Source organism: Sphingomonas sp. CFBP 8765, from assembly GCF_014841445.1.
Classification (GTDB): domain Bacteria; phylum Pseudomonadota; class Alphaproteobacteria; order Sphingomonadales; family Sphingomonadaceae; genus Sphingomonas; species Sphingomonas aerolata.
The window spans coordinates 242,398-265,318 of the sequence record NZ_JACYTY010000001.1 but is presented as its reverse complement, the minus strand read 5'-3'; the positions used below and the strand labels follow the sequence as shown (position 1 = coordinate 265,318).

23 protein-coding genes and 2 tRNA genes are annotated in these 22,921 nt (G+C 68.4%); 17 read left to right on the top strand and 8 right to left on the bottom strand.

Annotated elements, in window-relative coordinates; all coding sequences use genetic code 11:
• The first annotated feature begins 68 nt into the window (after nucleotides 1–68).
• The 8 genes from IFT87_RS01270 (at nucleotide 69) to IFT87_RS01235 (ending at nucleotide 6,236) form a co-directional block, all read left to right on the top strand.
• Nucleotides 69–145 (top strand) — tRNA-His (locus IFT87_RS01270).
• 105 nt (nucleotides 146–250) lie between these two features.
• Entirely contained in the window at nucleotides 251–1,300 is a 1,050-nt protein-coding gene (locus tag IFT87_RS01265; protein WP_192007233.1) for a Leu/Phe/Val dehydrogenase, read from the top strand.
• Nucleotides 1,301–1,449: 149 nt separating this feature from the next.
• Entirely contained in the window at nucleotides 1,450–2,175 is a 726-nt protein-coding gene (ccmC, locus tag IFT87_RS01260) for a heme ABC transporter permease CcmC (RefSeq protein ID WP_107932387.1), read from the top strand.
• A gap of 111 nt (nucleotides 2,176–2,286) precedes the next feature.
• Nucleotides 2,287–2,733 carry a cytochrome c maturation protein CcmE gene (gene ccmE, locus IFT87_RS01255; RefSeq protein ID WP_031395338.1) on the top strand — a complete coding sequence of 149 codons (447 nt, stop codon included), beginning with the start codon at nucleotides 2,287–2,289 and terminating at the stop codon, nucleotides 2,731–2,733.
• Nucleotides 2,730–4,643 (top strand): heme lyase CcmF/NrfE family subunit, encoded by a 1,914-nt coding sequence (locus IFT87_RS01250; protein ID WP_192007231.1) that lies wholly within the window; start codon nucleotides 2,730–2,732, stop codon nucleotides 4,641–4,643. Before ccmE ends, IFT87_RS01250 begins: the two co-directional genes overlap by 4 nt.
• The gene (locus IFT87_RS01245) at nucleotides 4,640–5,167 is read left to right on the top strand and encodes a redoxin family protein (protein ID WP_031440727.1); all 528 of its coding nucleotides are present in this window, start codon (nucleotides 4,640–4,642) and stop codon (nucleotides 5,165–5,167) included. Before IFT87_RS01250 ends, IFT87_RS01245 begins: the two co-directional genes overlap by 4 nt.
• On the top strand, nucleotides 5,164–5,598 hold the full coding sequence (locus IFT87_RS01240) for a cytochrome c-type biogenesis protein (protein WP_037532295.1): 435 nt from the start codon (nucleotides 5,164–5,166) through the stop codon (nucleotides 5,596–5,598). The genes IFT87_RS01245 and IFT87_RS01240 overlap by 4 nt, the downstream gene beginning before the upstream one ends.
• Nucleotides 5,598–6,236, top strand: coding sequence for a tetratricopeptide repeat protein (locus IFT87_RS01235; RefSeq protein WP_037532310.1), 639 nt, complete (start codon nucleotides 5,598–5,600; stop codon nucleotides 6,234–6,236). The genes IFT87_RS01240 and IFT87_RS01235 overlap by 1 nt, the downstream gene beginning before the upstream one ends.
• Before the next feature lie 78 nt (nucleotides 6,237–6,314).
• Here the strand turns inward: IFT87_RS01235 and IFT87_RS01230 are convergent, their stop codons facing one another.
• Together IFT87_RS01230 and ald are read right to left on the bottom strand one after the other, a co-directional pair.
• Nucleotides 6,315–6,533, bottom strand: coding sequence for a DUF3072 domain-containing protein (locus tag IFT87_RS01230; protein ID WP_031440730.1), 219 nt, complete (start codon nucleotides 6,531–6,533; stop codon nucleotides 6,315–6,317).
• A 52-nt stretch (nucleotides 6,534–6,585) separates the two neighbouring features.
• Nucleotides 6,586–7,692, bottom strand: coding sequence for an alanine dehydrogenase (gene ald, locus IFT87_RS01225; protein ID WP_192007694.1), 1,107 nt, complete (start codon nucleotides 7,690–7,692; stop codon nucleotides 6,586–6,588).
• Nucleotides 7,693–7,819: 127 nt separating this feature from the next.
• Between ald and IFT87_RS01220 the strand changes: the two genes are divergently transcribed.
• The 4 genes from IFT87_RS01220 (at nucleotide 7,820) to IFT87_RS01205 (ending at nucleotide 11,216) form a co-directional block, all read left to right on the top strand.
• Entirely contained in the window at nucleotides 7,820–8,260 is a 441-nt protein-coding gene (locus IFT87_RS01220; RefSeq protein ID WP_037532292.1) for an Lrp/AsnC family transcriptional regulator, read from the top strand.
• A 311-nt stretch (nucleotides 8,261–8,571) separates the two neighbouring features.
• On the top strand, nucleotides 8,572–10,419 hold the full coding sequence (locus IFT87_RS01215) for a potassium transporter Kup (protein ID WP_107932838.1): 1,848 nt from the start codon (nucleotides 8,572–8,574) through the stop codon (nucleotides 10,417–10,419).
• Between the two features lie 136 nt (nucleotides 10,420–10,555).
• Nucleotides 10,556–11,074, top strand: a complete 519-nt coding sequence (locus IFT87_RS01210) for a 2'-5' RNA ligase family protein (RefSeq protein ID WP_192007693.1) — start codon at nucleotides 10,556–10,558, stop codon at nucleotides 11,072–11,074.
• A 65-nt stretch (nucleotides 11,075–11,139) separates the two neighbouring features.
• A tRNA-Met gene (locus tag IFT87_RS01205) sits at nucleotides 11,140–11,216 on the top strand.
• Here IFT87_RS01205 and fdhD read toward each other — a convergent pair.
• Genes fdhD through IFT87_RS01190 form a run of 3 tightly spaced genes read right to left on the bottom strand, consistent with a single transcriptional unit; the run spans nucleotide 11,195 to nucleotide 14,804 of the window.
• Nucleotides 11,195–12,007 (bottom strand): formate dehydrogenase accessory sulfurtransferase FdhD, encoded by an 813-nt coding sequence (fdhD, locus tag IFT87_RS01200; protein ID WP_192007229.1) that lies wholly within the window; start codon nucleotides 12,005–12,007, stop codon nucleotides 11,195–11,197. The two genes, IFT87_RS01205 and fdhD, sit on opposite strands and share 22 nt — an antisense overlap.
• The gene (gene mobA / locus IFT87_RS01195; protein ID WP_342211113.1) at nucleotides 12,004–12,609 is read right to left on the bottom strand and encodes a molybdenum cofactor guanylyltransferase; all 606 of its coding nucleotides are present in this window, start codon (nucleotides 12,607–12,609) and stop codon (nucleotides 12,004–12,006) included. Before mobA ends, fdhD begins: the two co-directional genes overlap by 4 nt.
• Nucleotides 12,516–14,804 (bottom strand): FdhF/YdeP family oxidoreductase, encoded by a 2,289-nt coding sequence (locus IFT87_RS01190; protein ID WP_192007227.1) that lies wholly within the window; start codon nucleotides 14,802–14,804, stop codon nucleotides 12,516–12,518. Before IFT87_RS01190 ends, mobA begins: the two co-directional genes overlap by 94 nt.
• Before the next feature lie 125 nt (nucleotides 14,805–14,929).
• Here IFT87_RS01190 and trxB point away from each other — a divergent pair, with 125 nt between their 5' ends.
• Nucleotides 14,930–15,898, top strand: a complete 969-nt coding sequence (trxB, locus tag IFT87_RS01185) for a thioredoxin-disulfide reductase (RefSeq protein ID WP_037530751.1) — start codon at nucleotides 14,930–14,932, stop codon at nucleotides 15,896–15,898.
• Nucleotides 15,899–16,010: 112 nt separating this feature from the next.
• Here trxB and IFT87_RS01180 read toward each other — a convergent pair whose 3' ends face one another.
• Genes IFT87_RS01180 through IFT87_RS01170 form a run of 3 tightly spaced genes read right to left on the bottom strand, consistent with a single transcriptional unit; the run spans nucleotide 16,011 to nucleotide 17,766 of the window.
• Nucleotides 16,011–16,826 (bottom strand): hydrolase 1, exosortase A system-associated, encoded by an 816-nt coding sequence (locus IFT87_RS01180; protein WP_192007226.1) that lies wholly within the window; start codon nucleotides 16,824–16,826, stop codon nucleotides 16,011–16,013.
• Nucleotides 16,814–17,476, bottom strand: coding sequence for a hypothetical protein (locus IFT87_RS01175; protein WP_037532900.1), 663 nt, complete (start codon nucleotides 17,474–17,476; stop codon nucleotides 16,814–16,816). Before IFT87_RS01175 ends, IFT87_RS01180 begins: the two co-directional genes overlap by 13 nt.
• A gap of 11 nt (nucleotides 17,477–17,487) precedes the next feature.
• Nucleotides 17,488–17,766 carry an acyl carrier protein gene (locus IFT87_RS01170; protein ID WP_031441379.1) on the bottom strand — a complete coding sequence of 93 codons (279 nt, stop codon included), beginning with the start codon at nucleotides 17,764–17,766 and terminating at the stop codon, nucleotides 17,488–17,490.
• 77 nt (nucleotides 17,767–17,843) lie between these two features.
• On the opposite strand from IFT87_RS01170, the gene IFT87_RS01165 reads away from it, so the two are divergent.
• From IFT87_RS01165 to IFT87_RS01150, 4 genes are all read left to right on the top strand, one after another.
• On the top strand, nucleotides 17,844–19,370 hold the full coding sequence (locus tag IFT87_RS01165) for an acyl-CoA ligase (AMP-forming), exosortase A system-associated (RefSeq protein ID WP_192007225.1): 1,527 nt from the start codon (nucleotides 17,844–17,846) through the stop codon (nucleotides 19,368–19,370).
• The gene (locus IFT87_RS01160) at nucleotides 19,370–20,611 is read left to right on the top strand and encodes a pyridoxal-dependent decarboxylase, exosortase A system-associated (RefSeq protein ID WP_192007691.1); all 1,242 of its coding nucleotides are present in this window, start codon (nucleotides 19,370–19,372) and stop codon (nucleotides 20,609–20,611) included. Before IFT87_RS01165 ends, IFT87_RS01160 begins: the two co-directional genes overlap by 1 nt.
• 128 nt (nucleotides 20,612–20,739) lie before the next feature.
• Nucleotides 20,740–21,384 carry an XrtA/PEP-CTERM system exopolysaccharide export protein gene (locus tag IFT87_RS01155; protein WP_031393819.1) on the top strand — a complete coding sequence of 215 codons (645 nt, stop codon included), beginning with the start codon at nucleotides 20,740–20,742 and terminating at the stop codon, nucleotides 21,382–21,384.
• Between the two features lie 11 nt (nucleotides 21,385–21,395).
• Entirely contained in the window at nucleotides 21,396–22,919 is a 1,524-nt protein-coding gene (locus IFT87_RS01150; RefSeq protein WP_192007224.1) for an XrtA system polysaccharide chain length determinant, read from the top strand.
• Nucleotides 22,920–22,921: the final 2 nt, after the last annotated feature.

The window sequence follows — 22,921 nt, the reverse complement described above, 5'->3', positions numbered from 1 at the left end:
TCGACGCCGCGCATGATCGCGGCGCTTGACGGACACGGACAGCCCGCTTAGGGGCACGGGCCTTCGCGGCGATCGTAGTTCAATTGGTTAGAGCGTCGGCTTGTGATGCCGGATGTTGCGGGTTCAAGTCCCGTCGGTCGCCCCATTATTTTCCCAACTGCTTGGCCTTGCGCCGCTTTGTGCTGGTAAAACCGGCCGGAAAATAATATTTCAGGTTTAAGCAATTTTCTTCTTCCTGATGGAGCCGGCGATGACAGCGGTTTGGGACCTTCCCGATTTCGACGACCATGAGGGCGTTCACGTCTTCACCGATCCGGTTTCGGGTCTCCGCGCCGTCATCGCGCTGCATTCGACCAAGCTCGGCCCCGCGGCTGGCGGCACCCGCTTCTGGCATTATGCGGACAATGGCCGCGCGGTGACCGACGCGCTGCGCCTGTCGCGCGGCATGAGCTTCAAGAACGCGATGGCCGGGCTTGAGCTGGGCGGCGGCAAGGGCGTGGTCCTCGCGGCCAAGCCCGGCGACGTGATCACCACCGAACAGCTCGAGGCGTTCGGCCGCGCGGTCGAATCGCTCGGCGGCCGCTATGTGACCGCCGAAGACGTCGGCATGTCCGAAGAGCGCATGAAGGTGATCGCGACCCAGACGCGCTACGTATCGGGCCTGCCGGTCGCGAGCGGTGCGGCGGGCGGCGATCCGGGGCCGTACACGGCGCTCGGCATCTATCTGGGCGTCAAGGCGGCGGCGCAGCGCGGGCTCGGCGCGACCGACATGAAGGGCGTACGCGTCGCGATCCAGGGCGTCGGCTCGGTCGGCGGCGGGCTCGCCCGGCTGCTCGCGAAGGACGGCGCGGTGCTGACGCTCGCGGACGTCGACGAGGGCCGCGCGCAGGCGCTGGCGGGTGAACTCGGCGCGACCGCAGTCCCCGCCGAGGCGATCCTGACGACCGACACCGACATCTTCAGCCCGAACGCGCTGGGCGCGATCCTGACCGAAATGTCGATCGCCGCGCTCAAGGCAAAGGTCGTCGCGGGCGGCGCGAACAACCAGCTCAGCGTCCGCGAGGACGGTGCGCGACTGCACGCACGCGGCATCCTCTATGCGCCGGATTACGTGATCAACGCGGGCGGCATCATCAATGTCGGGCTCGAATATCTCGGCCAGGGCGACGAAGCCGAAGTGAAGGCGCGGATCGCACGCATCCCCGAGCGGCTGATCCAGGTCTGGGACGAGAGCGACCGCAGCGGCGAACCGTCGTCCGACGTCGCCGATTCGATCGCAAAGCGCCTGATCGGCCGTTAAATCCTTCTCCCCTCCGGGGAGAAGGTGGCGCAAAGCGCCGGATGAGGGGGCGTGGCGCGCGCGACCACATACCCCTCATCCGCCCGCCCTCTCCCACGTGGGGAGGGGGGCTTTAAGTCCGTGACGACTTGCCATAGTGGTAACACCCAGTGGCCACCCTGCACGCCCTTGCCAATCCCGCGCGCTTCCTGAAGATCGCCAGGCCGCTGACGCCTGCTTTGTTCTGGGCGGGCGTCGCGCTGATCGCGCTGGGCTGCTGGGCGGGACTGACGCAGACCCCGCCCGACTATCTGCAGGGCGAGACGGTGCGGATCCTCTACATCCATGTTCCCGCCGCCTGGCTCGGCATGGGCGGCTGGAGCGGGATCGCGATCTCCAGCATCATGCTGCTCGTCTGGCGTCATCCGCTGGCCGGCATCGCCGCACGCGCGATCGCGCTGCCTGGTGCGGTGTTCGCGGCTTTGTGCCTGATGACCGGCTCGATCTGGGGACGGCCGACCTGGGGGACGTGGTGGCAATGGGACGGGCGGCTGACCTCGATGCTGCTGCTGTTCTTCGTCTATCTCGGTTATATGGCGCTGGCGAAAGCCGATGCGGACCGCGGCGGCGACGGTCGCGTGCCTGCACTCTACGGCCTGGCCGGATCGGTGCTGCTGCCGATCATCCGCTATTCGGTGATCTGGTGGAACACGTTGCATCAGGGGCCGAGCATCGGGCTGACCAAGTCGACGATCGACGGCGCGATCCTCTGGCCGCTGCCGATCATGCTCGCGGGCTTCACCTTCGTCTTTGCGGGAATCGTGCTGATGCGGATGCGGACCCTGCTCGCCACCGCCAAGGCCGAGGCGCGGATGCGTCGGATGGCCAGAGCGTGAAGGTGCGCGCATGACCGCCTGGCCGTTCGTGATTGCCGCCTATGCCGTGACGCTGGGCGGCGGCGCCGTCGTCGCACTGCTCAGCTATCTGGCGATGCGGAAGGCGGAGCGATGAAGGCCAAGCATCAGCGGCTCACCCTCGCGCTGCTCGCGCTCGGCGCGGTCGTCGTCGCGGGGCTGCTCGCTCTGTCCGCGCTGAAGGACCAGGCGTCGTTCTTCTACGCGCCCTCCGACGTGAAGCGCGACGGGCTGCCGCTCGGCCGCGCGGTCCGGCTTGGCGGCATGGTCGCGGACGGATCGGTCAAGCGCGCCGCGGACGGGGTCACCGTCCACTTCACCGTCACCGACGGTGCCGCGACCACGCCCGTCGTCTTCGCCGGAATCGTCCCGAACCTGTTCCGCGAGAAATCGGGGGTCGTCGCCGAGGGGCAGTTCCAGCCCGACGGCCGCTTCGTCGCGTCCAACCTGCTCGCCAAGCACGACGAGAAATACATGCCCCCCGAAATGGCGGGCAAGATGCACGAGACCAAGACGCTCGCACCGGACCGCGGTTCATGATCGCCGAAGCCGGACTCGCGGCGCTCTGGCTCGCCGGCGCGCTGGCGGCGCTGCAACTCGCGATGGCGGTGATCGGGATCGCGCGCGGCCGCGACGACGTTGCCGCGGCGGTGCGGCCGGTGGCGATCGTCCAGGGCGTCCTCGCCGCGCTGGCGATGGCGCTGCTGATCAACCTGTTCCTCAACTCCGACATGTCGGTAAAGCTGGTCGTCGAGAACAGCCATTCGGCGAAACCCTGGCTCTACAAGTTCGCCGGCGCCTGGGGCAATCACGAGGGGTCGATGCTGCTCTGGGTGACGATCCTGGGGCTGGCGGGCGGCGCGGTCGCGATCTTCGAACGGTCGCTGCCCGAACGCACTTTGGTCGCGACACTCGGCGCGCAGGCGACGATCGCGCTCGGTTTCTACGCGTTCCTGCTCTTCTCCTCCAATCCGTTCGCGCGGCTGACCCCGGCGGCACCCGACGGGCTGGGGCTCAACCCGCTGCTCCAGGACCCCGGCTTGGCGTTCCACCCGCCGACGCTCTACACCGGCTATGTCGGGCTTTCGGTCGCCTTCTCGTTCGCGGTCGGTGCGCTGGTCACGCGTGACGTCGGACCGGGCTTCGCCAAAGCGATGCGCCCTTGGGTGCTGATCGCGTGGATCTTCCTGACGCTCGGCATCACTGCTGGCAGCTACTGGGCCTATTACGAGCTCGGCTGGGGCGGCTGGTGGTTCTGGGATCCGGTCGAGAATGCGTCGCTGATGCCGTGGCTCGCGGCGACCGCGCTGCTCCATTCGGTGACGGTGCTGGCGACGCGCGACGGGCTGCGTGCGTGGACGATCATGCTCGCGGTGGTCGCCTTCTCGATGTCGATGATCGGCACGTTCCTGGTGCGCTCGGGCATCCTGACCAGCGTCCACGCCTTTGCGGTCGATCCGGAGCGCGGCGCGTTCATCCTCGCGCTGCTCGCCATCTATATCGGCGGCGCGCTCGCTCTGTTCGCCGCGCGGATCGGGACCGTGCGCGCGGGCACGACCTTCGATCCGGTCAGCCGCGAGGGCGGGCTGGTCGCGAACAATCTGCTGCTGTCGGTGATCCTCGGCATCGTCCTGATCGGCACGCTCTACCCGATCGTCGCGGCGAGCTTCGGCGTGCAATTGTCGGTGGGGCCGCCCTTCTTCAACAAGGCGGCGGGGCCGATCGCGCTGGCGCTGGTCGCGGTGATGGCGGTCGGGCCGCTGCTGCGCTGGCGTCGTGACGAGGCGAGGGCGGTCGTCGGCCGCGTCGCGCTGCCGATCGCGGCCACCGTGGTGGCGGCAGTCGCGCTGCTGTTCGTCTGGCCGGGCGTGCTGCCCTGGGCAGGGCTCAGCCTCGCCGCAGGCCTCGCCGTGGCGAGCGTTGCGCCCCTCTGGAAGCGCAATCTCCGGCGCACGCCGATGTTCACCTATGGCATGGTCCTCGCGCATCTTGGCATCGCGGTCAGCCTGGCAGGCATGGCGTCGGACAGCGCGTTCACCAGGGAAACGCTGGTCGCGGTGCGCGCAGGCCAATCGGCGCGTGTGGGGCCTTATAGCGTCACGCTCGACGGGATCTCGCCGGTGATCGGCGAGAACTGGTCCGCGCTCGAGGCGCAGCTGACCGCGACGCGCGGCGATGACAGCACGCGGCTCCACCCGCAGCTTCGCTTCTTCGCCAATCCGCCGACCAGCACGAACGAATCGGCGATCCTGACCGCGCTCGACGGCCAGCTCTATACCGTGCTCGGCCAGCCCGACGGGCAGGGGCGGTGGCAGCTGCGGCTGTGGTGGAAGCCGTTCGTGACGCTGATCTGGTTCGGCGGCGTGCTGATCGCGCTGGGCGGCGCGCTGTCGCTGGTCGGGCGGCTGCGTCGCGAACGGCGCAGCGCAGTCCGGGCGGCCTGGGCATGAAGCGGTTCGCGCTCTGGGCGCCGCTGGCGATCTTCGCCTTGCTGTTCGCGGTGGTGGCGAGCGGGCTGTTCCGGCCGGCGGACAAGGTCGTGCGCTCGGCGATGGTCGGCAAGCCGCTGCCCGATTTCGCGCTGCCCGCGATGGTGCCGGGCAAGCCGGGGCTGACCAGCGCCTCGTTCAAGGGCGGTCAGCCGCGGCTGCTCAACGTGTTCGCCAGCTGGTGCGTGCCCTGCATCGCCGAGGCGCCACACCTGATGCGGCTGAAGACGATGGGCATCCCGATCGACGCGATCGCGATCCGCGACACGACGCCCGCGATCGCCGGCTTCCTGCGCCGCAACGGCGATCCCTATGCGCGGATCGGCAGCGACACCGCGAGCCGGGTCCAGCTCGCGCTCGGCTCGTCGGGCGTGCCCGAAACCTTCGTGGTCGACGGCCGCGGGATCGTCGTCAAGCAGATCATCGGCGACATCCGCGAGGACAATATCGGCGAGATCGTCCAGGCCGTCAGGGAAGCCCGATGAGCGGGCGGTCAAGCCTTGCGCTGGCGGCAGGCGCGACGGTCGCGGCGCTGCTGTTCTGCACCGCGCCCGCCGCCGCGCAGCCCGTCACGCCGCCCGCGCATTACGCCAATGTCCAGCTCGCCGACCCTGCCAAGGAAGCCTCCGCCAAGGCGCTGATGGAGACGCTGCGCTGCCTCGTCTGCCAGGGCCAGTCGATCGCCGACAGCGATGCCGAGATGGCCGCCGACATGCGCGCGCTGGTCCGCGAACGGATCGCGCGCGGCGAGACGCCCGCTTCGGTCCGTGACTGGCTGGTGTCGCGCTATGGCGACTATGTGACCTATGACCCGCCGCTGTCGGGGCTGACCTGGCCGCTGTGGCTGGCGCCGATCGCGCTGCTGGCGATCGGCCTGTGGATCGCGCGGTCGAGTTTCCGCCGGAGGACGCGCTGATGGGCTGGCTCTGGCTCGGGATCATCGCGGTCGGGGCGTTCGCGCTGCTGGCGGTGCTGAGGGTCGACCGGCTGCTCTGGTCGATGGTCGCCGCCGCGCTGATGCTCGGCGCGGCGGGCTATGCGCTGCAGGGCGAGCCTGAGCTTGCCGGGCATCCGGTCGTCACGGGCACGACGATCACGCCCGATGACGGGTCGATGATCGAGCTGCGCGACAAGATGCTCGAACGCTATACCGGTGCCGCCGCCTATCTGGTCGCGGCGGATGCGATGACGCGGATCGGCGAGCGCCGCGCCGCGGTGAAGGTCCTGCTCGGCGGGATCCGCGTCGCGCCGAAAAGCCTCGTCCTGTGGACCGGGCTTGCCAATGCGCTGGCCGCGCATGACGGCGATCAGGTCTCGCCGCCGGCGCTGTTCGCGTTCCAGCAGGCGATGCGGATCGCACCGCGCCACCCGGCGCCGCCCTTCTTCCTCGGCCTCGCCTATGTCCGGTCGGGCAATTTCGCGGCGGGACGACCCTATTGGGCCCGCGCGCTCGCGCTGACCCCGAAAAGCGTGTCCTATCACGACGAGATCGCGGTCCGCCTCGCGCTGCTCGATCAGGTCATGGCCGCACAGGACGCCCCACCGGCGAGCTGATCACTGACGCAAAACGGGACCCGGATCGTCCGGCGCGATGCCGGGGATCCTGGGTCCCGTTCCGTGCCGCAAAAGGGCTTACTGGCCGCGGCCGGTCTTGCCCTGGAGCTCGTCGATCTTGAGCGAGGCATCGGCCTTCGACAGCGATTCGTCGAATTCCTCATGCGCCTCTTCGGACAGCGTCTTCAGATAGCTGGCCTGTGCGCCGGTCATCTTCTCGTCGCCGGTCGTCCAGTCGTGCGGATCCTTCTCGGCGTTCGAAAAGGGCTCGGACTTGGGGTTCGGTGTGTCGGACATGCGTGAAATTCCTTCCGCCTGTCCAACCCCCGTGTTCCGCATCCGTTCCCGCTTAATTCGACCAAGCTTCGTAAGGTAAACCCAGATCATCCGCGACCGCCTTGTACGCGATCTTGCCCTTGTAGACGTTGAGCCCGTTGGCGAGATGCGGGTCAGCCTTCATCGCGGCCTCCGCACCCAGATTGGCGAGCTTCAGTGCGAACGGCAGCGTCGCGTTGTTCAGCGCGAAGGCCGAGGTGCGCGCGACCGCGCCGGGCATGTTGGCGACGCAGTAATGGATCACGCCGTCGACCTCGAACACCGGATCCTCATGCGTCGTCGCATGGCTCGTCTCGAAGCAGCCGCCCTGGTCGATCGCGATGTCGACCAGCACCGAACCGCGCTTCATCGTTTTCAGCATCTCGCGCGTGACGAGCTTGGGGGCTGCCGCGCCCGGCACGAGCACCGCGCCGATGACGAGATGCGCATTCTTCACCGCCGCCGCGATCGCGGCCTTCGAGGCATAGGCGGTCTTGATCTGGCTCGAGAAGAACATGTCGAGCTCGGCAAGGCGATCGTTCGAAATGTCGTAGATCGTCACGTCGGCGCGCATGCCGACCGCCATCTGCGCGGCGTTGACGCCTGACACGCCGCCGCCGAGGATCGCGACCTTGGCAGGCGCGACACCGGGGACGCCGCCGAGCAGGACGCCGCGACCGCCCTGTTCCTTCTCGAGATAATGCGCGCCGACCTGCACGGACATGCGGCCCGCGACCTCGGACATCGGCTTCAGCAGCGGCAGGCCGCGGCGATGGTCGGTGACGGTTTCGTACGCGATGCAGGTCGCGCCCGACTTCATCAGCCCCTCGGCCTGCGGCTTGTCCGCGGCGAGGTGGAGATAGGTGAAGAGCAGGTGGCGCGGTTCGAGCATCGCGATCTCGACCGGCTGCGGCTCCTTGACCTTCACGATCATGTCGGCGGCGGCGAACACCGCGGCGGCGGTCGGCAGGATCGTCGCGCCCGCGTCGACATAATCCTGGTCCTCGAAGTCGATGCCCGACCCGGCCTGGGTCTCGACGACGACCTCATGGCCCGCGGCGACCAGCTCGGCGACCGACGGCGGGGTCAGGCCGACGCGATATTCGTGATTCTTGATTTCCTTGGCAACACCGACGCGCATCATTTCCACTCCATTATCTTTGACCGCAGTGTAGCGCGCATCGACCGGGAAGGGTTCGCAAAGCCGTCCCGCTGCCTTATCGGATTTGGGAAAATATTGCATCGACGAACGACAAAGCGGGAAATTTGTGAGTATCACGATCGAGCGCAGGATCCTGGACCTGCTGGCCGCCAATTCCGACCTGACCAGTGCCGAGCTGGGCGAGGCGGTAGGCCTGTCGCCGAGCGCGGCGCACCGCCGCGTTTCGCAGCTGCGCGAGAGCGGCGCGATCACCGGCTACCGCGCGGTCCTGTCGCGCGCGGCCCGCGGCGATCCGAGCATCGTCCTAGTCAACGTCACGCTCCGCGACCAGCGCAAGGAGACGATGGCGGCATTCGAGGCGGAGATCGTGCGATGCCCGCAGGTCGTGCAATGCTTCCTGATGAGCGGCGAGGCGGATTACATGCTGCATGTCGAGCTCCGCCGCGGCGAGACGTTCGAGAGGATCCACCGCGAGACGCTGTCGCAACTGCCCGGCGTCACGCGGCTGGCGTCGCATTTCGTGATTCGCGAAGTCGTCACGCGCTGACGTTTTCCTGCGTATGCAGGACTCCAGGGCCAAGCACGGCAATGCCCGTTACCGATAGCGTCCTGCCTCAAACAGGCGAAGCGGCATGATCAGCCCCGGTTAATCCACGTTGCCGGCGGTCCCGTTGCCGCTCTCCAACCCCCATGCTAAATGCGCCAGCTTGGGGCACAGGGTGAAATCGGAATTTCGATGATGATTGCTGCACTTCCGGGTCGATTCACCGTCCAGTGAGCGTCGATCCCACAGCCGCGGCCTCGACCGTGCCCCCCGCCGGTCTCGATCCGGATACCGGCCACCATCATGCGGACGGCATGCTGAAACTCGCCTTTGGCGCGATCGGCATCGTCTTCGGCGATATCGGCACGAGCCCGCTCTACGCATTCCGCGAGACCTTTGCGGGGCACCATAAGCTCGCGCTCGATTCGGCGCACATCATGGGCGTCATCAGCCTGATGTTCTGGTCGATGATGATCGTCGTGACGGTGAAATACGTCATCATCATCATGCGCGCGGACAACAAGGGCGAGGGCGGCAGTCTCGCGCTGCTCGCGCTCGTCTCCGGCAAGACCAAGACGCGGCGCTGGAGCAAGGGGATCATCCTGCTCGGCGTCTTCGCGACCGCGCTGTTCTACGGCGACAGCATGATCACGCCGGCAGTCTCTGTGCTGTCCGCGGTCGAGGGGCTCGCGGTCGCCGCGCCGAGCTTTGCCGGGCTCGTCCTGCCGATCGTGATCGCGATCCTGATCGCGCTGTTCTGGGTCCAGAAGAGCGGCACCGCGCGAATCGGCATGGTGTTCGGGCCGATCATGCTGGTGTATTTCAGCGTCATCGCGGTGCTCGGCATCCTCAGCATCATCCAGACGCCGGGCGTGCTCTGGGCCTTTTCCCCGCATTATGCGGTCGAGTTCTTCCTGATCGATCCGACCCGCGCCTTCCTCGCGCTCGGCTCGGTGGTGCTCGCGGTCACCGGCGCGGAGGCGCTCTATGCGGACATGGGGCATTTCGGCCGCCGGCCGATCGGCATCTCCTGGCTGTTCTTCGTCCTGCCCGCGCTGATCCTCAATTACATGGGGCAGGGCGCGCTGCTGTTCCGCGACGGCCAGGCGGCGCTGGTCAGCCCGTTCTACAATCTCGCGCCCGAAAGCCTCCAGCTGCCGCTCGTCCTCCTCGCGACGATGGCCGCGGTGATCGCGTCGCAGGCGGTGATCTCGGGCGCGTTCTCGGTCACGCAGCAGGCGATCCAGCTCGGCTTCATCCCGCGGCTGCGGATCGAGCATACCAGTGCCGCGACCGCGGGCCAGATCTACATCCCGCTGGTCAACGGTGCGCTGATGGTGATGGTGATCCTGCTGGTGCTGTTCTTCCGCACCTCGTCGAACCTGACCAGCGCCTATGGCATCGCGGTGACGGGGGCGATGCTGATCGACACCTGCCTGCTCGGCGTGGTGCTGTTCCGGCTGTGGAACTGGCCGAAGATCGCCGCGATCCCGTTGCTCGCGATCTTCTTCCTTGTCGACGGCGCCTATCTGGCGGCGAACCTGACCAAGGTGCCCGATGGCGGCTGGTTCCCGCTGCTGATCGGCCTCATCATCTTCACCTTCCTGACGACCTGGTCGAAGGGGCGGCAGCTGATGATCGACCGGATGCGCGAGGCGGCGATGCCGATCAAGGTGTTCATCGGCTCGGCGGCGAACTCCGCGTCGCGCGTGCCAGGGACCGCGGTGTTCATGACCTCGACCTCCGACGGCGTGCCGCACGCGCTGCTCCACAACCTCAAGCACAACAAGGTGCTGCACGAGCGCGTCATCCTTTTGACCGTCAAGATCGTCGGCCAGCCCTATTGGCCCGCGCACGACCGTGCGGTGCGCGACGAGCTTGGCGACGGCTTCCACCGTCTGATCCTGCGCTATGGCTTCATGGAGGATGCCGACGTCCCCGCCGCGCTGCGCCAGGTGCACAGCTGTGGCGCGGACTTCAAGATGATGGACACGAGCTTCTTCCTCTCGCGGCAGACGCTGCTCGCCTCGGACAAGCCGGGGATGATGCTCTGGCGCGAAAAGCTGTTCGCATGGATGCTGCGCAACGCCGAAAGCGCGATGGAATTCTTCCGCCTGCCGACCAACCGCGTCGTCGAGCTCGGCAGCCAGATCGAGATTTGATCTCAGTCGGTCGGCACCCCGCACCTCCCCGGCGAAGGCCGGGGCCCAGTTGGGAAACGTCGATGGCGGACGTCACACGAAGTTACATCAACCTTTCCAACTGGACCCCGGCCTGCGCCGGGGAGGTATCTGCATGATGGCAAGCACGACCGAAGTCGCCCCGATCATCGTCACCGCGCTGTTCGGCCGCCAGGACACCGCGTTCTTCGACGCGATGCGGCGCGAGCATTTCCCGCCCGAGCGCAACCAGCTCGATTCGCACCTGACGCTGTTCCACCACCTGCCGCCCTCCGGGCTCGACGAGCTGAAGCACCGGCTGAACCAGGAAACGCGCGGGCTGCCGGCGCCGCGGGCGCGGATCGGCGGGCTGATGTCGCTGGGGCGTGGTGTCGCCTACCGGATCGAATCGCCCGAACTGGTCGGGATCCGCGTGCGGCTGGCCGATGCGTTTACGGGAATGCTGACGCCGCAGGACGCGGGCGGCTGGCGTCCGCACGTCACGATCCAGAACAAGGTCAACCCGTCGGTCGCCAAGCTGCTGCTCGGCAATCTGCAGCGCGACTTCGCGGCACGGGACGTCGAAATCGCCGGGCTCGGCGCCTGGTGGTATCGCGGCGGCCCCTGGGAAGCGATTTCGCGTCACATGTTTGCTTGACCGCCTCGAATCCGCTTCCTATAGGCCGCGCCTCGCAGGGAAGAATGCTTCCCCGCAGACGGTACGGCGAAGTAGCTCAGTTGGTTAGAGCACGGGAATCATAATCCTGGGGTCGGGGGTTCAAGTCCCTCCTTCGCTACCATTTTCAAACACACCGAACGGGTCGTTGACGACCAGGATCGCGTCGCTGCGGGCGAGCGCCAGCAGCGTCAGGCCGTGCGTGCGCGCGTGATCGATCGCCAGACTCGTCGGCGCGGAGATCCCCACCAGCATCGCCACGCCCGCGACCAGCGCCTTGTCGACCATCTCGAAGCTGATCCGCGAGGTGACGAGGATGAAGGCGGGCGGCTCGGTCGACCGGATCGCCAGCCCGCCGACGAGCTTGTCGAGCGCATTGTGGCGCCCGACATCCTCATAGGCGGCCAGCACGGCTCCCGACCGGTCGCAGGCGGCGGCGGCATGGATCGCCCCCGTCGCGGCGTTGAGCGGCTGGTGCGCGCGCAGCCCCGCCAGCGCGGCGAAGATCGCGGTGACGGGCACGTCGGGGCGGGGCGGGGTGCCCGCCACCGGCTTGCGCAGCTGTTCGAGCCCGGAGATGCCGCACAGCCCGCAGGACGTGTCGCTGGTCCGGTGGCGGACGCGGTCGTGGATCCGCCCCCTGCACCGCTCCGACAGGCCGACACGGACGATCCAGCCCGCCTCCGCCTCGAACACGTCGATGTCGCGCACGTCGTCGGCGCTGTCGGCGAGCCGCTCGGTCAGCAGGAAGCCGGTGGTGAAGGCGGGCAGGTCCGCCGGCGTCATCATCATCACCGCATAGCCAAGCCCGTCGACCTCGATCGCGACGGGCACCTCGATCGCGATCGCGCGCGTGCCCGCCGCGACGGCGTCGGGGCGCAGGATAGTGATCGCTTCGGTACGGGCAGTCGTCACAGCGCAGCCATGTCCTCGGGGGTGTTGATGTTGGGGATGACCCCGTGAGCAGGGATCGGCAAGGCGCCGATCGCCTCCGCCCAGCCGCGTACCGACCGGCGCGGCGACGATTCGATATGCGCGATCAGCGCGGCAGCGGACGCGGTCTCCCAATGCCCCAGCACGGGCGCATCGGGGCAGAAGGCGGGCGCGCGGCGGCCCAGCGCCGCGAGCAGCCCGTCGGGCAGCGCTGGCACGTCGCAGGCGATCGTGAGGACCGAGGTATAGCCCAGACCCGCCGCATGGTACAGCGCCCCCGCTATGCCCCCCAGCGGCCCCAGATCGGGCCCCGGCAGGTCGCGGATCAGGCCATCCCGCCCCGCGACCACCGCGTCATCGACATGCGGCCCGAGCAGCGCACAGGCGTGGTCGGCCAAGCGGCGCCCGGCGAGCAGCGCCTGCGCCTTGTCCGACCCGAACCGCGACGATCGCCCGCCCGCCAGGACGACGCCGAGGATCCGCGGCGTGCTCAGCGCGTCTTCTCGATCCGCACCGGCACCGACTTGGCGGCCGGCACATGGCTTTCGCGCGCATGGTGCGCGACCGGCATCAGCAGGTTGCACTCGGGGTAATAGGCCCCGACGCACCCTTCCGGAATCGAATATTCGACGACGCGCAGCTTGTTGAAGCGGCGGTCGCCATTGTCGCCCGCATCGCCGACCAGATCGACGTCGTCACCATCGGTCAGCCCCATGCGCAGCATGTCGCTGCGGTTCATGAAGACGATGTCGCGCGTGCCCTTCACGCCGCGGAACCGGTCATGATAGCCATAGACGGTGGTGTTGAACTGATCGTTCGACCGCAGCGTCATCAGCCGGAACCGCCCCTCGCTCTCCTCGAAGCCGGTGACGTTGAGCGAGTGGGGGACGTTGATCTCCGCCTTGCCGCTCTCGGTCAGCCATTCGCGGTGCGCCGCCGGCACGCCCTTCCAGAAGCCGCCGGGGGTGAACATCTTGGCGTTGAAGTCGGAGAACATGTCCGGATAGGTCTCGGCGATCGCATCGCGGATCCGCGCATAGTCGCGCACCCACGCATCCCAGTCGAGCTTCGGATTGGGCGCCAGCGTCGCCTTGGCGATACCCGCGAGGATCGCAGGCTCGGACAGCAACGTCTCCGCAGCCGGCGTCGCCTTGCCCTTCGAGCCATAGATCTGGCTGAACGAATCCTCGACCGAGACGCTCTGCGGCCCGGTACCCTGCATGTCCGTCTCGATCCGGCCGAGGCAGGGGAGCAGATAGCAGGTCTTGCCGGGCAGCAGGTGCGAACGGTTGAGCTTGGTGGCGATGTGCACCGTCAGGTCGATCCCGCGCCACGCCGGCTCCATCCGCGCATGGTCGGGGATCGCGCGGACGAAATTGCCGCCCAGCCCGATGAACGCCTGCGCCTCGCCGTCGAGCACCGCCTCGCACGACGCGACCGTGTCCCAGCCGAGCTCGCGCGGCGGCTCGAAGCCATATTGCTCGGCGAGTTTGTCGAGCGGGGCGAGCTCGGGCTTTTCGGTGATCCCGACGGTACGCTGCCCCTGGACGTTCGAATGGCCGCGGACGGGGCCCATGCCCGCGCCGGGCTTGCCGATATTCCCGCGCAGCAGCATCAGGTTGACGAGCATGTGGACGTTGTCGATGCCGCCGACATGCTGGGTCAGCCCCATGCCGTACACAGCGATCACCGCCTTCGACTTCGCATAGACCTTGGCGGCCGATTCGATCTCGACGCGCGACAGCCCGCTCTCATGCTCGATCGTCGCCCAGTCGGTGCCGCGTGCGACATCCGCGAACGCCTCGAACCCGGTGGTATGCTCGGCGAGGAAGGCGTGGTCGAGGATCCTCAGCGTGTTCAGCTCACGCGCGCGATCGTCCGCCTCGATCAGATATTTGCACATCCCCATCAGTGCGCCGACGTCGCCGCCGGTCTTTACCTGATGATATTGCGAGGCGATCGGCGTCGATTTGCCGGTGACCATCTCCAGCGGATTCTGCGGATCCTGGAATTTCTCCAGACCGCGCTCCTTCAGCGGATTGAACACGACGATCTCGACGCCGCGCTTGGCACAGTCGCGCAGCGGATGGAGGAACCGCGGGCTGTTCACGCCCGGATTCTGCCCGAAATAGAAGATCGCGTCGCACTTCTCGTAATCCGAAAGGTGGATCGTCCCGACTGCGGAGCCGATCGCCGACTTCAGCCCGACCGAGGTCGTCTCGTGACACATGTTCGAACTGTCGGGCAGGTTCTGGCTGCCGTACATCCGCGCCATGAGGCTGTACATGTACGAGGTCTCGAGGCTCGCGCGACCCGAGGCGTAGAAGATCACCTTTGTCGGGTCATAGGTCTTGAGCTTCGCACCGATCCCGGCGAACGCCTCGTCCCAGCTGCACGCGGCATATTTGTCGGTGGTCGCGTCATATTTCAGCGGATGCGTCAGGCGGCCGGCCTGTTCGAGATCGAAATCCTTCCAGCCGAGCAGCTCGGTGACCGTATGCTCCTGAAAGAAGGCCGGCGTCACGCGGTAGGATGTCAGCTCCCACGCAGTCGCCTTGGCGCCATTCTCGCAGAATTCGGCGGTATGCGGATGCGCGGGCTTGCCCCAGGCGCAGCTGACGCACGCAAAGCCCTCGGGCTTGTTCTGCCGCGTGAGTTCGCGCAGCGCTTCGGGGCCGATCTTCTCGCGCGCGGATATCTCCACGAGCGATTTCATCGACCCCCAGCCGCCGGCGGGTGCGGTATAGTCTTCGATCTCGATGGTCCGGTCGTCGCTCATACGTCTCTCCGCTTTTGCCTTCCAACGAAGCGGGGCGGCAAACGATGCACGCCGATTGCGGTGGCGATGGTTCAAATCGCATGTTCCATCGCCTAGATGGGATCCGAAACTCCAAGGATATCACGATGACGACGCACACGACCCGCATGCTCATTCTCGGTTCCGGGCCTGCCGGGCTGTCGGCCGCGATCTATGGCGCGCGCGCCGGGATGGCGCCGATCGTCGTCCAGGGGATCCAGCCCGGCGGCCAGCTGACCACCACCACCGATGTCGAGAATTATCCCGGCTTCAAGGACGTCATCCAGGGCCCGTGGCTGATGGAGCAGATGCAGGCGCAGGCCGAACATGTCGGCACGCGGATGATGTGGGACACGATCGTCAAGGTCGACGTCAGCAGCCGCCCGTTCCGCCTGATCGGCGACAGCGGCGACGTGTATGAGGGCGAGACGCTCGTCATCGCGACGGGCGCGCAGGCCAAGTGGCTCGGCATCGACAGCGAGGAGCCGATGAAGGGCAAGGGCGTCAGCGCCTGCGCAACCTGCGACGGCTTCTTCTACCGCGGCAAGAAGGTGGCCGTCATCGGCGGCGGCAACACCGCGGTCGAGGAGGCGCTGTACCTCACCAACCATTCGCCCGACGTGACGCTCATCCACCGCCGCGATTCGCTGCGCTCGGAGAAGATCCTCCAGGAGCGGCTGTTCGCGCACAAGGGCGTGACCGTGCTGTGGAACAAGGAAGTCCGCGAATTCGTCGACGGCGGCGGCAATGCCGGGCTCGTCGCGCTTGAACTCGAGGACACGGTGACGGGCGAACGCTCGCGCCTCGCGGTCGATGGCGGCTTCGTCGCGATCGGCCACCACCCCGCGACCGAGCTGTTCCGCGGGCATATCGATCTCGATTCGGACGGCTATATCTCGGTCGAGACCGGCTCGACGCGCACCAGCGTCGAGGGCGTGTTCGCGTGCGGCGACGTTGCCGACAAGGTCTACCGCCAGGCGGTGACCGCGGCAGGCACGGGCTGCATGGCCGCTCTCGACGCCGAACGGTTCCTGGCGGCGGCGGAATTCGCGGAACTGGCCGAAGCCGCGGAGTAAGCGCGGGGGGCGTGCGTCGGATTCACGCCCCTCATACCCTCCGTCATCCTGACGAAAGTCAGGATCCAGAGCCAAAGACGGAATCGCCCGTAACCCTGAGTCCTGACGTTCGTCAGGATGACGAGTGGGGGGAACTGGCGGCGCCTGCATCGTCCGTGCCGTCGATCACGTCCCTGAGCGCCGCCTCCAACGCACCGGCATTCGCGGTCCCGGCGAAGCTGTGCGAACCGGTAGCCAGTCGCACGATCCGCGCCGCGCCGCGGTAGCGTGCCGCAAACACCTGCGCGGTCGCATCCCCGGTCGCGAGCAGAATGACGACGCGATCCGCCCAGCCGTCGATCGCGCCGCAGACCCGGCTCGCAAGGTCGCCCTCGACCTCCCCCGACCCGCGCCACAGCCTCACCAGACCCCGGACCAGCTTGCGCAGATTGATCCCGCCGCGGAGCAGGCTGAGCCACGCGGCCGGATCACGCAGCCGCGCCGCATAGCGCGCGCGGATCGCGGCGGCAGGGGGCAGGTCGTCGGTCGGCGCGATCACCCAGGGGTTGGCGAGGAGTAGCCGGTCGATCCCCGCCGCCCCGCCGAACAGCGCGAGCGCGCTCGCGGCGTCGCAATTGCCGAACCCCACCAGCCGCGTGACGTGCGGCGCAGCGGCGCGGAACGCGGCGGCGGCGGCGACCAGATCGGCCTGCGCCGACAGAAAGCCGCCATTCTCGCCGCTCGAATCGCCGATGCCGCGGCGGTCATAGCGGAACACCGGCGTGCCCCCCGCCGCCAGCCGCCGCGCGAGCATCGCCATGCCGCGGTGCGCGCCGCTGCGGATCTCGTTGCCGCCCGACACGATCAGCACCCCCGTCGCGCCCGCCGCGTCGTCGAGCGTCGCGACCAGCGTCTCGCCCTCGCAGGGCACTGCGATCAATCGCCGCATGTCGCGATCCACCCGGCCACATCGGCGGCGAGCGCCTGCGCGAATGCCGCATCGCTGCCCGGTTCCGACCGCCGCCACAGCGGCGCCCCGGCATAGCGCGCATCCGCCGGACGCGGATCGCTCTCGAGTCGCACCGTTCGCGACGCGGCATATGGCACCGCGTCCTGCAGATCCGCGAGCAGCGCCTCGGACAGGCTGTTGCCCGCGTAACCCTCCGCGTCGGGCATCGTCGACGCGGCACGGATCCGGTTCAGGTCGCGCAACAGATCATCGCCCGCCTGCGGCGCGAGCCGCCATCGCCCGGCAAGACTGGCGTCGCAATCGACGAGCGCACCACTCCGAATCGTGACCGCGTAAACCGGCACGTCGAGCGTCCCGACAAGCGCAGCAAAGGCCTGGCGCAGGTCGGGCAACCGCAGGTCGCGCGTCTCGACCACACTCTCGCCGGTACCGGGCAGATCAGGCAGGATGCTGCCGATCCCGCGCCCGGCCAGCGCGCGCAGCATCGCGACGAGGAACGCGCGCGTGCGGTTCGCCTCCTCGAACAGCGGCAGTACCGCAACGACCAGCGGTCCGGCATCGGGGCCGAAGCGCAGCATCGCCTCGCGCCCGCCGGCCCAGTCATAGTGATCGAAGCGGGGGCCGGTCATCCCGGCCGAGGCTAGACCAGCGCCTTCCGCGCCGCAAACTGGACGAGCGCGCCGAACGTCTCGAGCATCTCGCCGTCGATCTCGTCATCCTCGATCAGGATGCCGAGCCGGTCCTCGAGCTCGGTCAGCACGCTCGCCACCGCCATCGAATCGAGTTCGGGGAGCGCGCCGAACAACGGCGTGTCGTCGGTGAATGCCGCGACTCGCTCGGCGCTGAGGCCAAGGATGTCGGCAAGGACGGCGCGGACCGTCGTTTCAACCTGGGAAGTACCTTCGAAGATCACGAGCATCGCCTGAACCGTTGCGAACCGGGCCCCGCTAGCCTGTGGGGGTGAATTCGGCAACGGCTTGGCGCTATGGAGGACCCATGACCTCGCCCGACCCCGTCCCGTTTCCGATCGATCACCTTACGTCGCACGGCGCAGCCGACGACGTTGCGCTGATCGACCGCGCAGGGACGATGACGTTCCGCGACCTCGAAACCGCGGTCGGCACGCTCGCCGGCTGGCTGGCGGGGCAGGGTCTTGCAGAGGGCGCGCGCGTCGCGACCTGGCTGCCCAAGACGCGGGTCGCCTGCGTGATGCCGCTCGCGGCGGCGCGCGCGGGGCTGGTCCATGTTCCGGTCAACCCGCTGCTGCGGCGCGCACAGGTGGCGCATATCCTGGCCGACAGCGGTGCTGTGCTGCTGGTGACGCAGGGCGCGCGCGCGGCGACGCTCGAGCCGGGCGACGTGCCCGCGGACTGCGCAATCGTCGACGAGACCGCGCTCGATCTGCAAGGCGAGGGCGGCCCGGGCCCGTCCGATGCCGATCCGGCGACGCTCGCCGCGATCCTCTACACCTCGGGCTCGACCGGGCGGCCCAAGGGGGTGATGCTGAGCCACGCCAATCTGTCGCTCGGCGCCGTGTCGGTCGCGCACTATCTGAAGCTCACGCGCGACGACCGGGTGCTGGGCGTGCTCCCGCTGTCGTTCGATTACGGCCAGAACCAGCTCTTCTCGACCTGGGCGGCGGGCGCGGCGGTCGCGCCGATCGACTATATGGTGGCGCGCGACGTCGTGAAGGCGGTCGAGCGGGTCGGCGCGACGACGCTGGCGGGGGTACCGCCGCTCTGGGTGCAGTTGCTTGAGGCGGACTGGCCGGCGGAGACCGCGGCGCGGCTGCGGCGGCTGACCAATTCGGGCGGCGCGCTGACCCCGCGGCTCGTCGCAGGGCTGCGTGCGCGGTTCGCCGGCGCGGATATCTACGCGATGTACGGGCTGACCGAGGCGTTCCGCTCGACCTATCTCGACCCGTCGCTGATCGACGCGCACCCCGACGCGATGGGGCGTGCGATCCCGTTCGCGCAGGTGTCGGTGATCCGGCCCGACGGCACCCGCGCCGCGCCGGGCGAGCCGGGCGAGCTGGTGCATGCCGGGCCGCTGGTCGCGCAGGGCTATTGGCGCGATGCCGAGCGGACCGCGCAGCGCTTCCGCCCCGCGCCCGACGGCAACGGCATGGCGGTCTGGTCGGGCGACACGGTGGTCGAGGGCGCGGACGGGCTGCTCCGCTTCGTCGGCCGCGACGACGAGATGATCAAGAGTGCGGGCAACCGGATCAGCCCGCTCGAGGTCGAGGAGGCGGTACTCGCCGGCAACCAAGCCCGCGAGGCGGTTGCGGTCGGGGTGGCGGATCCGCGGCTGGGGCAGGCGATCGTCGTGATGCTCGCGGGCGACGCGGCGGACGAGCCCGCGCTCAGGACCCGGTTGCGCACCGCGCTGCCGAGCTTCATGCAGCCCGCCGGCTATCTGTGGCGCGACGCGCTGCCGCGCAACGCCAACGGCAAGCTCGACCGGTCCGCGATCGCGGCCGAGGTCCGGGCATGGTCGACCGCCAACGAACAGGGACAGGCATGATGAAGCCGATGGGGGCGTTGCCGCCCGAATTTGCGCACCAGTCGGGCGCGCTGACGATCGGCGGGCGGTCCGCGGAGGCCTGGGTCGCACAGGCCGGCGACACGCCGCTGTTCGTCTATGACAGCGCCATCGTCGCGGCGCGGATCGCGCGGTTCCGCGCGGCGATGCCCGCGATCGACCTCCACTACGCGATCAAGGCGAACCCGCATTCGGCCCTGCTCGCGGCAATCGCACCGCTGGTCGACGGGCTCGACGTCGCGTCGGCGGGCGAGCTCGGCATGGCGCTGGCGGTCAAGCCGGCACACGCGATCAGCTTTGCCGGTCCCGGCAAACGCGACGACGAACTGACGGCAGCGATCCGCGCCGGCGCGACGTTGAACGTCGAATCTGAGGGCGAGGCCACGCGCGGCTTCGCGATCGGCGCGCGGCTCGGCATCGCGCCGCGGATGGCGGTGCGCGTGAACCCCGATATCGAACTGCGCGGATCGGGGATGCGGATGGGCGGCCGCGCCTCGCCCTTCGGGGTCGATGCGGAGCGTGCGGCGGCGCTGGTGCGCGACATCGTCGCGGCGGGCGCGGACTGGCGCGGATTCCACATCTATGCGGGCAGTCAGGCGCTCGACGCGGGCGCGATCATCGAGACGCAGGCGGCCACGCTCGACCTCGCCGCGCGGCTCGCCGACGCGGGGGGCGTCGCGCCGCCGCTGGTCAATCTGGGCGGCGGGTTCGGCGTGCCCTATTTCGCCAACGACGTCGCGCTCGACGTCGAGCGGGTCGGTGCGGCGCTGTACGCGGCACTCGAGACCCGCGCGGCGGTGCTGCGCGACACCCGGTTCGCGATCGAGCTCGGGCGGTGGCTGGTCGCCGAGGCCGGCGTGTACCTGACCCGCGTGATCGACGTGAAGCACAGCCAGGGCGAAGTCTTCGTCGTGGTCGATGGCGGGCTCAATCATCAGCTCGCGGCGAGCGGCAATTTCGGCACCGTCGTCCGGCGCAACTATCCGATCGCGGTCGCCGCGCGAATGGGGGAGGCGGCCGCCGCGGACGCGGTGTCGGTCGTGGGACCGCTGTGCACCCCGCTCGACCGGCTCGGCGACCGGGTCGCGCTGCCGCCGGTCGGGCCCGGGGACCTGATCGCGATCTTCATGGCGGGCGCATACGGCGCCAGCGCGAGCCCGGCGGCGTTTCTCGGGCATCCACCCGCGCTCGAGATCGTTACTTCAGTCCAACCCCAGCCATGAGCGTGGCGGCGGGCGGGGTTGCGGAGCGCTCCTAAACGCTATCTTCACCTGTTTCCCTGCATAGCCCGTGCGAGTTTAACCGGCCATCGGACACCCGTTGCCGGGATGGCGCCAGGAGATCAGTGCCCATGCGTTCCGGACCCGTTTCCCGTTCCCTGTTCACGCTGGGGCTCGCCGCGTCGTCGCTGGCCGCCTGCAGCAGCACCGGCGGTCCGCCCGAACTGCCGCCCGCGGCCTATGTCGCGAACAAGGAACTGCCGGGCGAGGAATATGTGATCGGCCCGCTCGATCAGCTCAACATCTTCGTCTGGCGCAATCCCGAACTGTCGTCGAAGGTCCAGGTCCGCCCCGACGGCCGGATCACGACGCCCTTGGTCAACGACATGTCCGCGGTCGGCAAGACGCCCGCACAGCTCGCCGACGACATGAAGAAGGCGCTCGGCGAATATGTCAAAAACCCGATCGTCTCGGTCATCGTCGAGAATTTCAGCGGCACCTACAGCCAGCAGGTCCGCATCGTCGGCGCGACCGAAAAGCCCGCCTCGATCCCCTATCGCGCCAATATGACGCTGCTCGACGCGATGATCGCGGTCGGCGGGCTCAGCCAGTATGCGGCGGGCAACAAGGCGCGGCTGGTGCGCTACGACCGGGCGAGCGGCAAGCAGAGCGAGTTCTCGCTGCAGATCTCGAACCTGTTGAAAAAGGGCGATTCGTCCGCCAATGTCAGGCTTGAGCCCGGTGACGTCATCATCATCCCCGAATCGATGTTCTGAGGCGTGGCGGTATGAACGGCATCTATGACGAGGCGCGGGTCGCGCTGCACGCGATCTGGACGCGGCGCTGGCTCGCGCTCGCGATCGCGTGGGGCGTGTGCGTCCTCGGCTGGCTGTTCGTATCGCAGATCCCGAGCCGGTATGAATCGCGCGCGCGCGTCTTCGTCCAGATGCAGAACCTGCTGCCCGCGAGCATGGACCAGCCGTCGGCCTCGAGCCGCACCGACATCGACACGATCCGCCAGACGCTGACCTCCGCGGTCAATCTGGAGAAGGTCGTGCGCGGCACCGACCTTGCCAACACGGTCGCCAGCGACCGCGACGTCGCCGACCGCGTCGCCAGCCTCGCCCAGTCGATCAAGGTGACGTCGGCGCAGGACAATCTGTTCGAGATCGCGACGACCGCGGCGAGTCCGAAGCTGGCGCGGACGATCACGCAGAAGCTGATCGACATCTTCGTCGAGGGCAATCTGGCAGGCGACCGGACGAGTACCAGCCAGAGCCTCAGCTTTCTCGACAAGCAACTGGCACAGCGGCAGAAGCAGCTGCAGGACGCGGAGGCCAAGCGCGCCGACTTCCAGAACCGCTATCTCGGGGCGCTGCCCGGCACCGGGTCGGTCGCCGACCGGATCGGCGCCGCGCGGTCGCAGATGGCGCAGGTCGATGGCGATCTCGCCGCGGCGCAATCGGGGCTGGCGGCGGTGCAGGGGCAGATGGCTGGCGTCGCGCGGACGATCGCTGGCAGCGGCGGCGTCGCCGGTGCGGCCGGACCCGCACGCGCCCGGCTTGCGGCGATCCAGGGGCAGCTCGCCGATGCCCGTGCGAGGGGCTATACCGAAAGCCATCCCGACGTCGTCGCGCTGCGCGCGCAGCTCGCCCAGGCAACCGCGGCGGCGCGCGGCGAACCGCTGTCGGGCGGCAGCGGCGCGGGTTCGTCGCCCAATCCGCTCTATGTCTCGCTGCAGGCGATGATGGCGGACAAGCAGGCGGCGGTCGCATCGCTCAGGATCCGTCGCGCGCAGCTGCAGGGCGATCTCGACCAGCTCAACGCCAAGCTGTCCGAGGATCCGACCGTCGCCGCCGAACAGGGCGCGATCGACCGCGATTATCAGGTGCTGAAGGACCAGTATGACCAGCTGCTGACCCAGCGCGAACAGATCGCGCTCCGCGGCCAGGCGCAGTCGCAGACCGATCGCGTCAAGTTCAGCGTCATCGACCCGCCGACCACGCCGCAAAAGCCGAGCGCCCCGAACCGGATGCTGTTGCTGACCGGCGTGCTGATCGCCGGTCTCGGTGCCGGGATCGGCGGCGCGTTCCTGCTCGGCCAGCTCCGTGGCACGTTCGCGACGAGCACCCGGCTCGAACGCGTCGCGGGGATGCCGGTGATCGGGTCGATCGGCGAAGTCGTGACGCGCACTCAGTCCGAGTTGCGCGCCAAGCAATTCCGGATGTTCCTCGGCGGCACGGCAGCGCTCGGCGGCGCCTATGTGCTGCTGCTGGGCGTCGAGATTCTGCAGCGTGGCCTGGCGGCCTGAGG

Excerpts from the sequence above, each read along its gene's own strand:
- IFT87_RS01265 (WP_192007233.1), top strand. The coding sequence starts at position 251 with ATGACAGCGGTTTGGGACCTTCCCGATTTCGACGACCATGAGGGCGTT.
- ccmE (WP_031395338.1), top strand. The coding sequence starts at position 2,287 with ATGAAGGCCAAGCATCAGCGGCTCACCCTCGCGCTGCTCGCGCTCGGC.
- IFT87_RS01250 (WP_192007231.1), top strand. The coding sequence starts at position 2,730 with ATGATCGCCGAAGCCGGACTCGCGGCGCTCTGGCTCGCCGGCGCGCTG.
- IFT87_RS01245 (WP_031440727.1), top strand. The coding sequence starts at position 4,640 with ATGAAGCGGTTCGCGCTCTGGGCGCCGCTGGCGATCTTCGCCTTGCTG.
- IFT87_RS01240 (WP_037532295.1), top strand. The coding sequence starts at position 5,164 with ATGAGCGGGCGGTCAAGCCTTGCGCTGGCGGCAGGCGCGACGGTCGCG.
- IFT87_RS01235 (WP_037532310.1), top strand. The coding sequence starts at position 5,598 with ATGGGCTGGCTCTGGCTCGGGATCATCGCGGTCGGGGCGTTCGCGCTG.
- IFT87_RS01230 (WP_031440730.1), bottom strand. The coding sequence starts at position 6,533 with ATGTCCGACACACCGAACCCCAAGTCCGAGCCCTTTTCGAACGCCGAG.
- ald (WP_192007694.1), bottom strand. The coding sequence starts at position 7,692 with ATGCGCGTCGGTGTTGCCAAGGAAATCAAGAATCACGAATATCGCGTC.
- IFT87_RS01215 (WP_107932838.1), top strand. The coding sequence starts at position 8,572 with ATGCTGAAACTCGCCTTTGGCGCGATCGGCATCGTCTTCGGCGATATC.
- IFT87_RS01210 (WP_192007693.1), top strand. The coding sequence starts at position 10,556 with ATGGCAAGCACGACCGAAGTCGCCCCGATCATCGTCACCGCGCTGTTC.
- IFT87_RS01190 (WP_192007227.1), bottom strand. The coding sequence starts at position 14,804 with ATGAGCGACGACCGGACCATCGAGATCGAAGACTATACCGCACCCGCC.
- trxB (WP_037530751.1), top strand. The coding sequence starts at position 14,930 with ATGACGACGCACACGACCCGCATGCTCATTCTCGGTTCCGGGCCTGCC.
- IFT87_RS01180 (WP_192007226.1), bottom strand. The coding sequence starts at position 16,826 with ATGCGGCGATTGATCGCAGTGCCCTGCGAGGGCGAGACGCTGGTCGCG.
- IFT87_RS01175 (WP_037532900.1), bottom strand. The coding sequence starts at position 17,476 with ATGACCGGCCCCCGCTTCGATCACTATGACTGGGCCGGCGGGCGCGAG.
- IFT87_RS01170 (WP_031441379.1), bottom strand. The coding sequence starts at position 17,766 with ATGCTCGTGATCTTCGAAGGTACTTCCCAGGTTGAAACGACGGTCCGC.
- IFT87_RS01165 (WP_192007225.1), top strand. The coding sequence starts at position 17,844 with ATGACCTCGCCCGACCCCGTCCCGTTTCCGATCGATCACCTTACGTCG.
- IFT87_RS01160 (WP_192007691.1), top strand. The coding sequence starts at position 19,370 with ATGAAGCCGATGGGGGCGTTGCCGCCCGAATTTGCGCACCAGTCGGGC.
- IFT87_RS01155 (WP_031393819.1), top strand. The coding sequence starts at position 20,740 with ATGCGTTCCGGACCCGTTTCCCGTTCCCTGTTCACGCTGGGGCTCGCC.
- IFT87_RS01150 (WP_192007224.1), top strand. The coding sequence starts at position 21,396 with ATGAACGGCATCTATGACGAGGCGCGGGTCGCGCTGCACGCGATCTGG.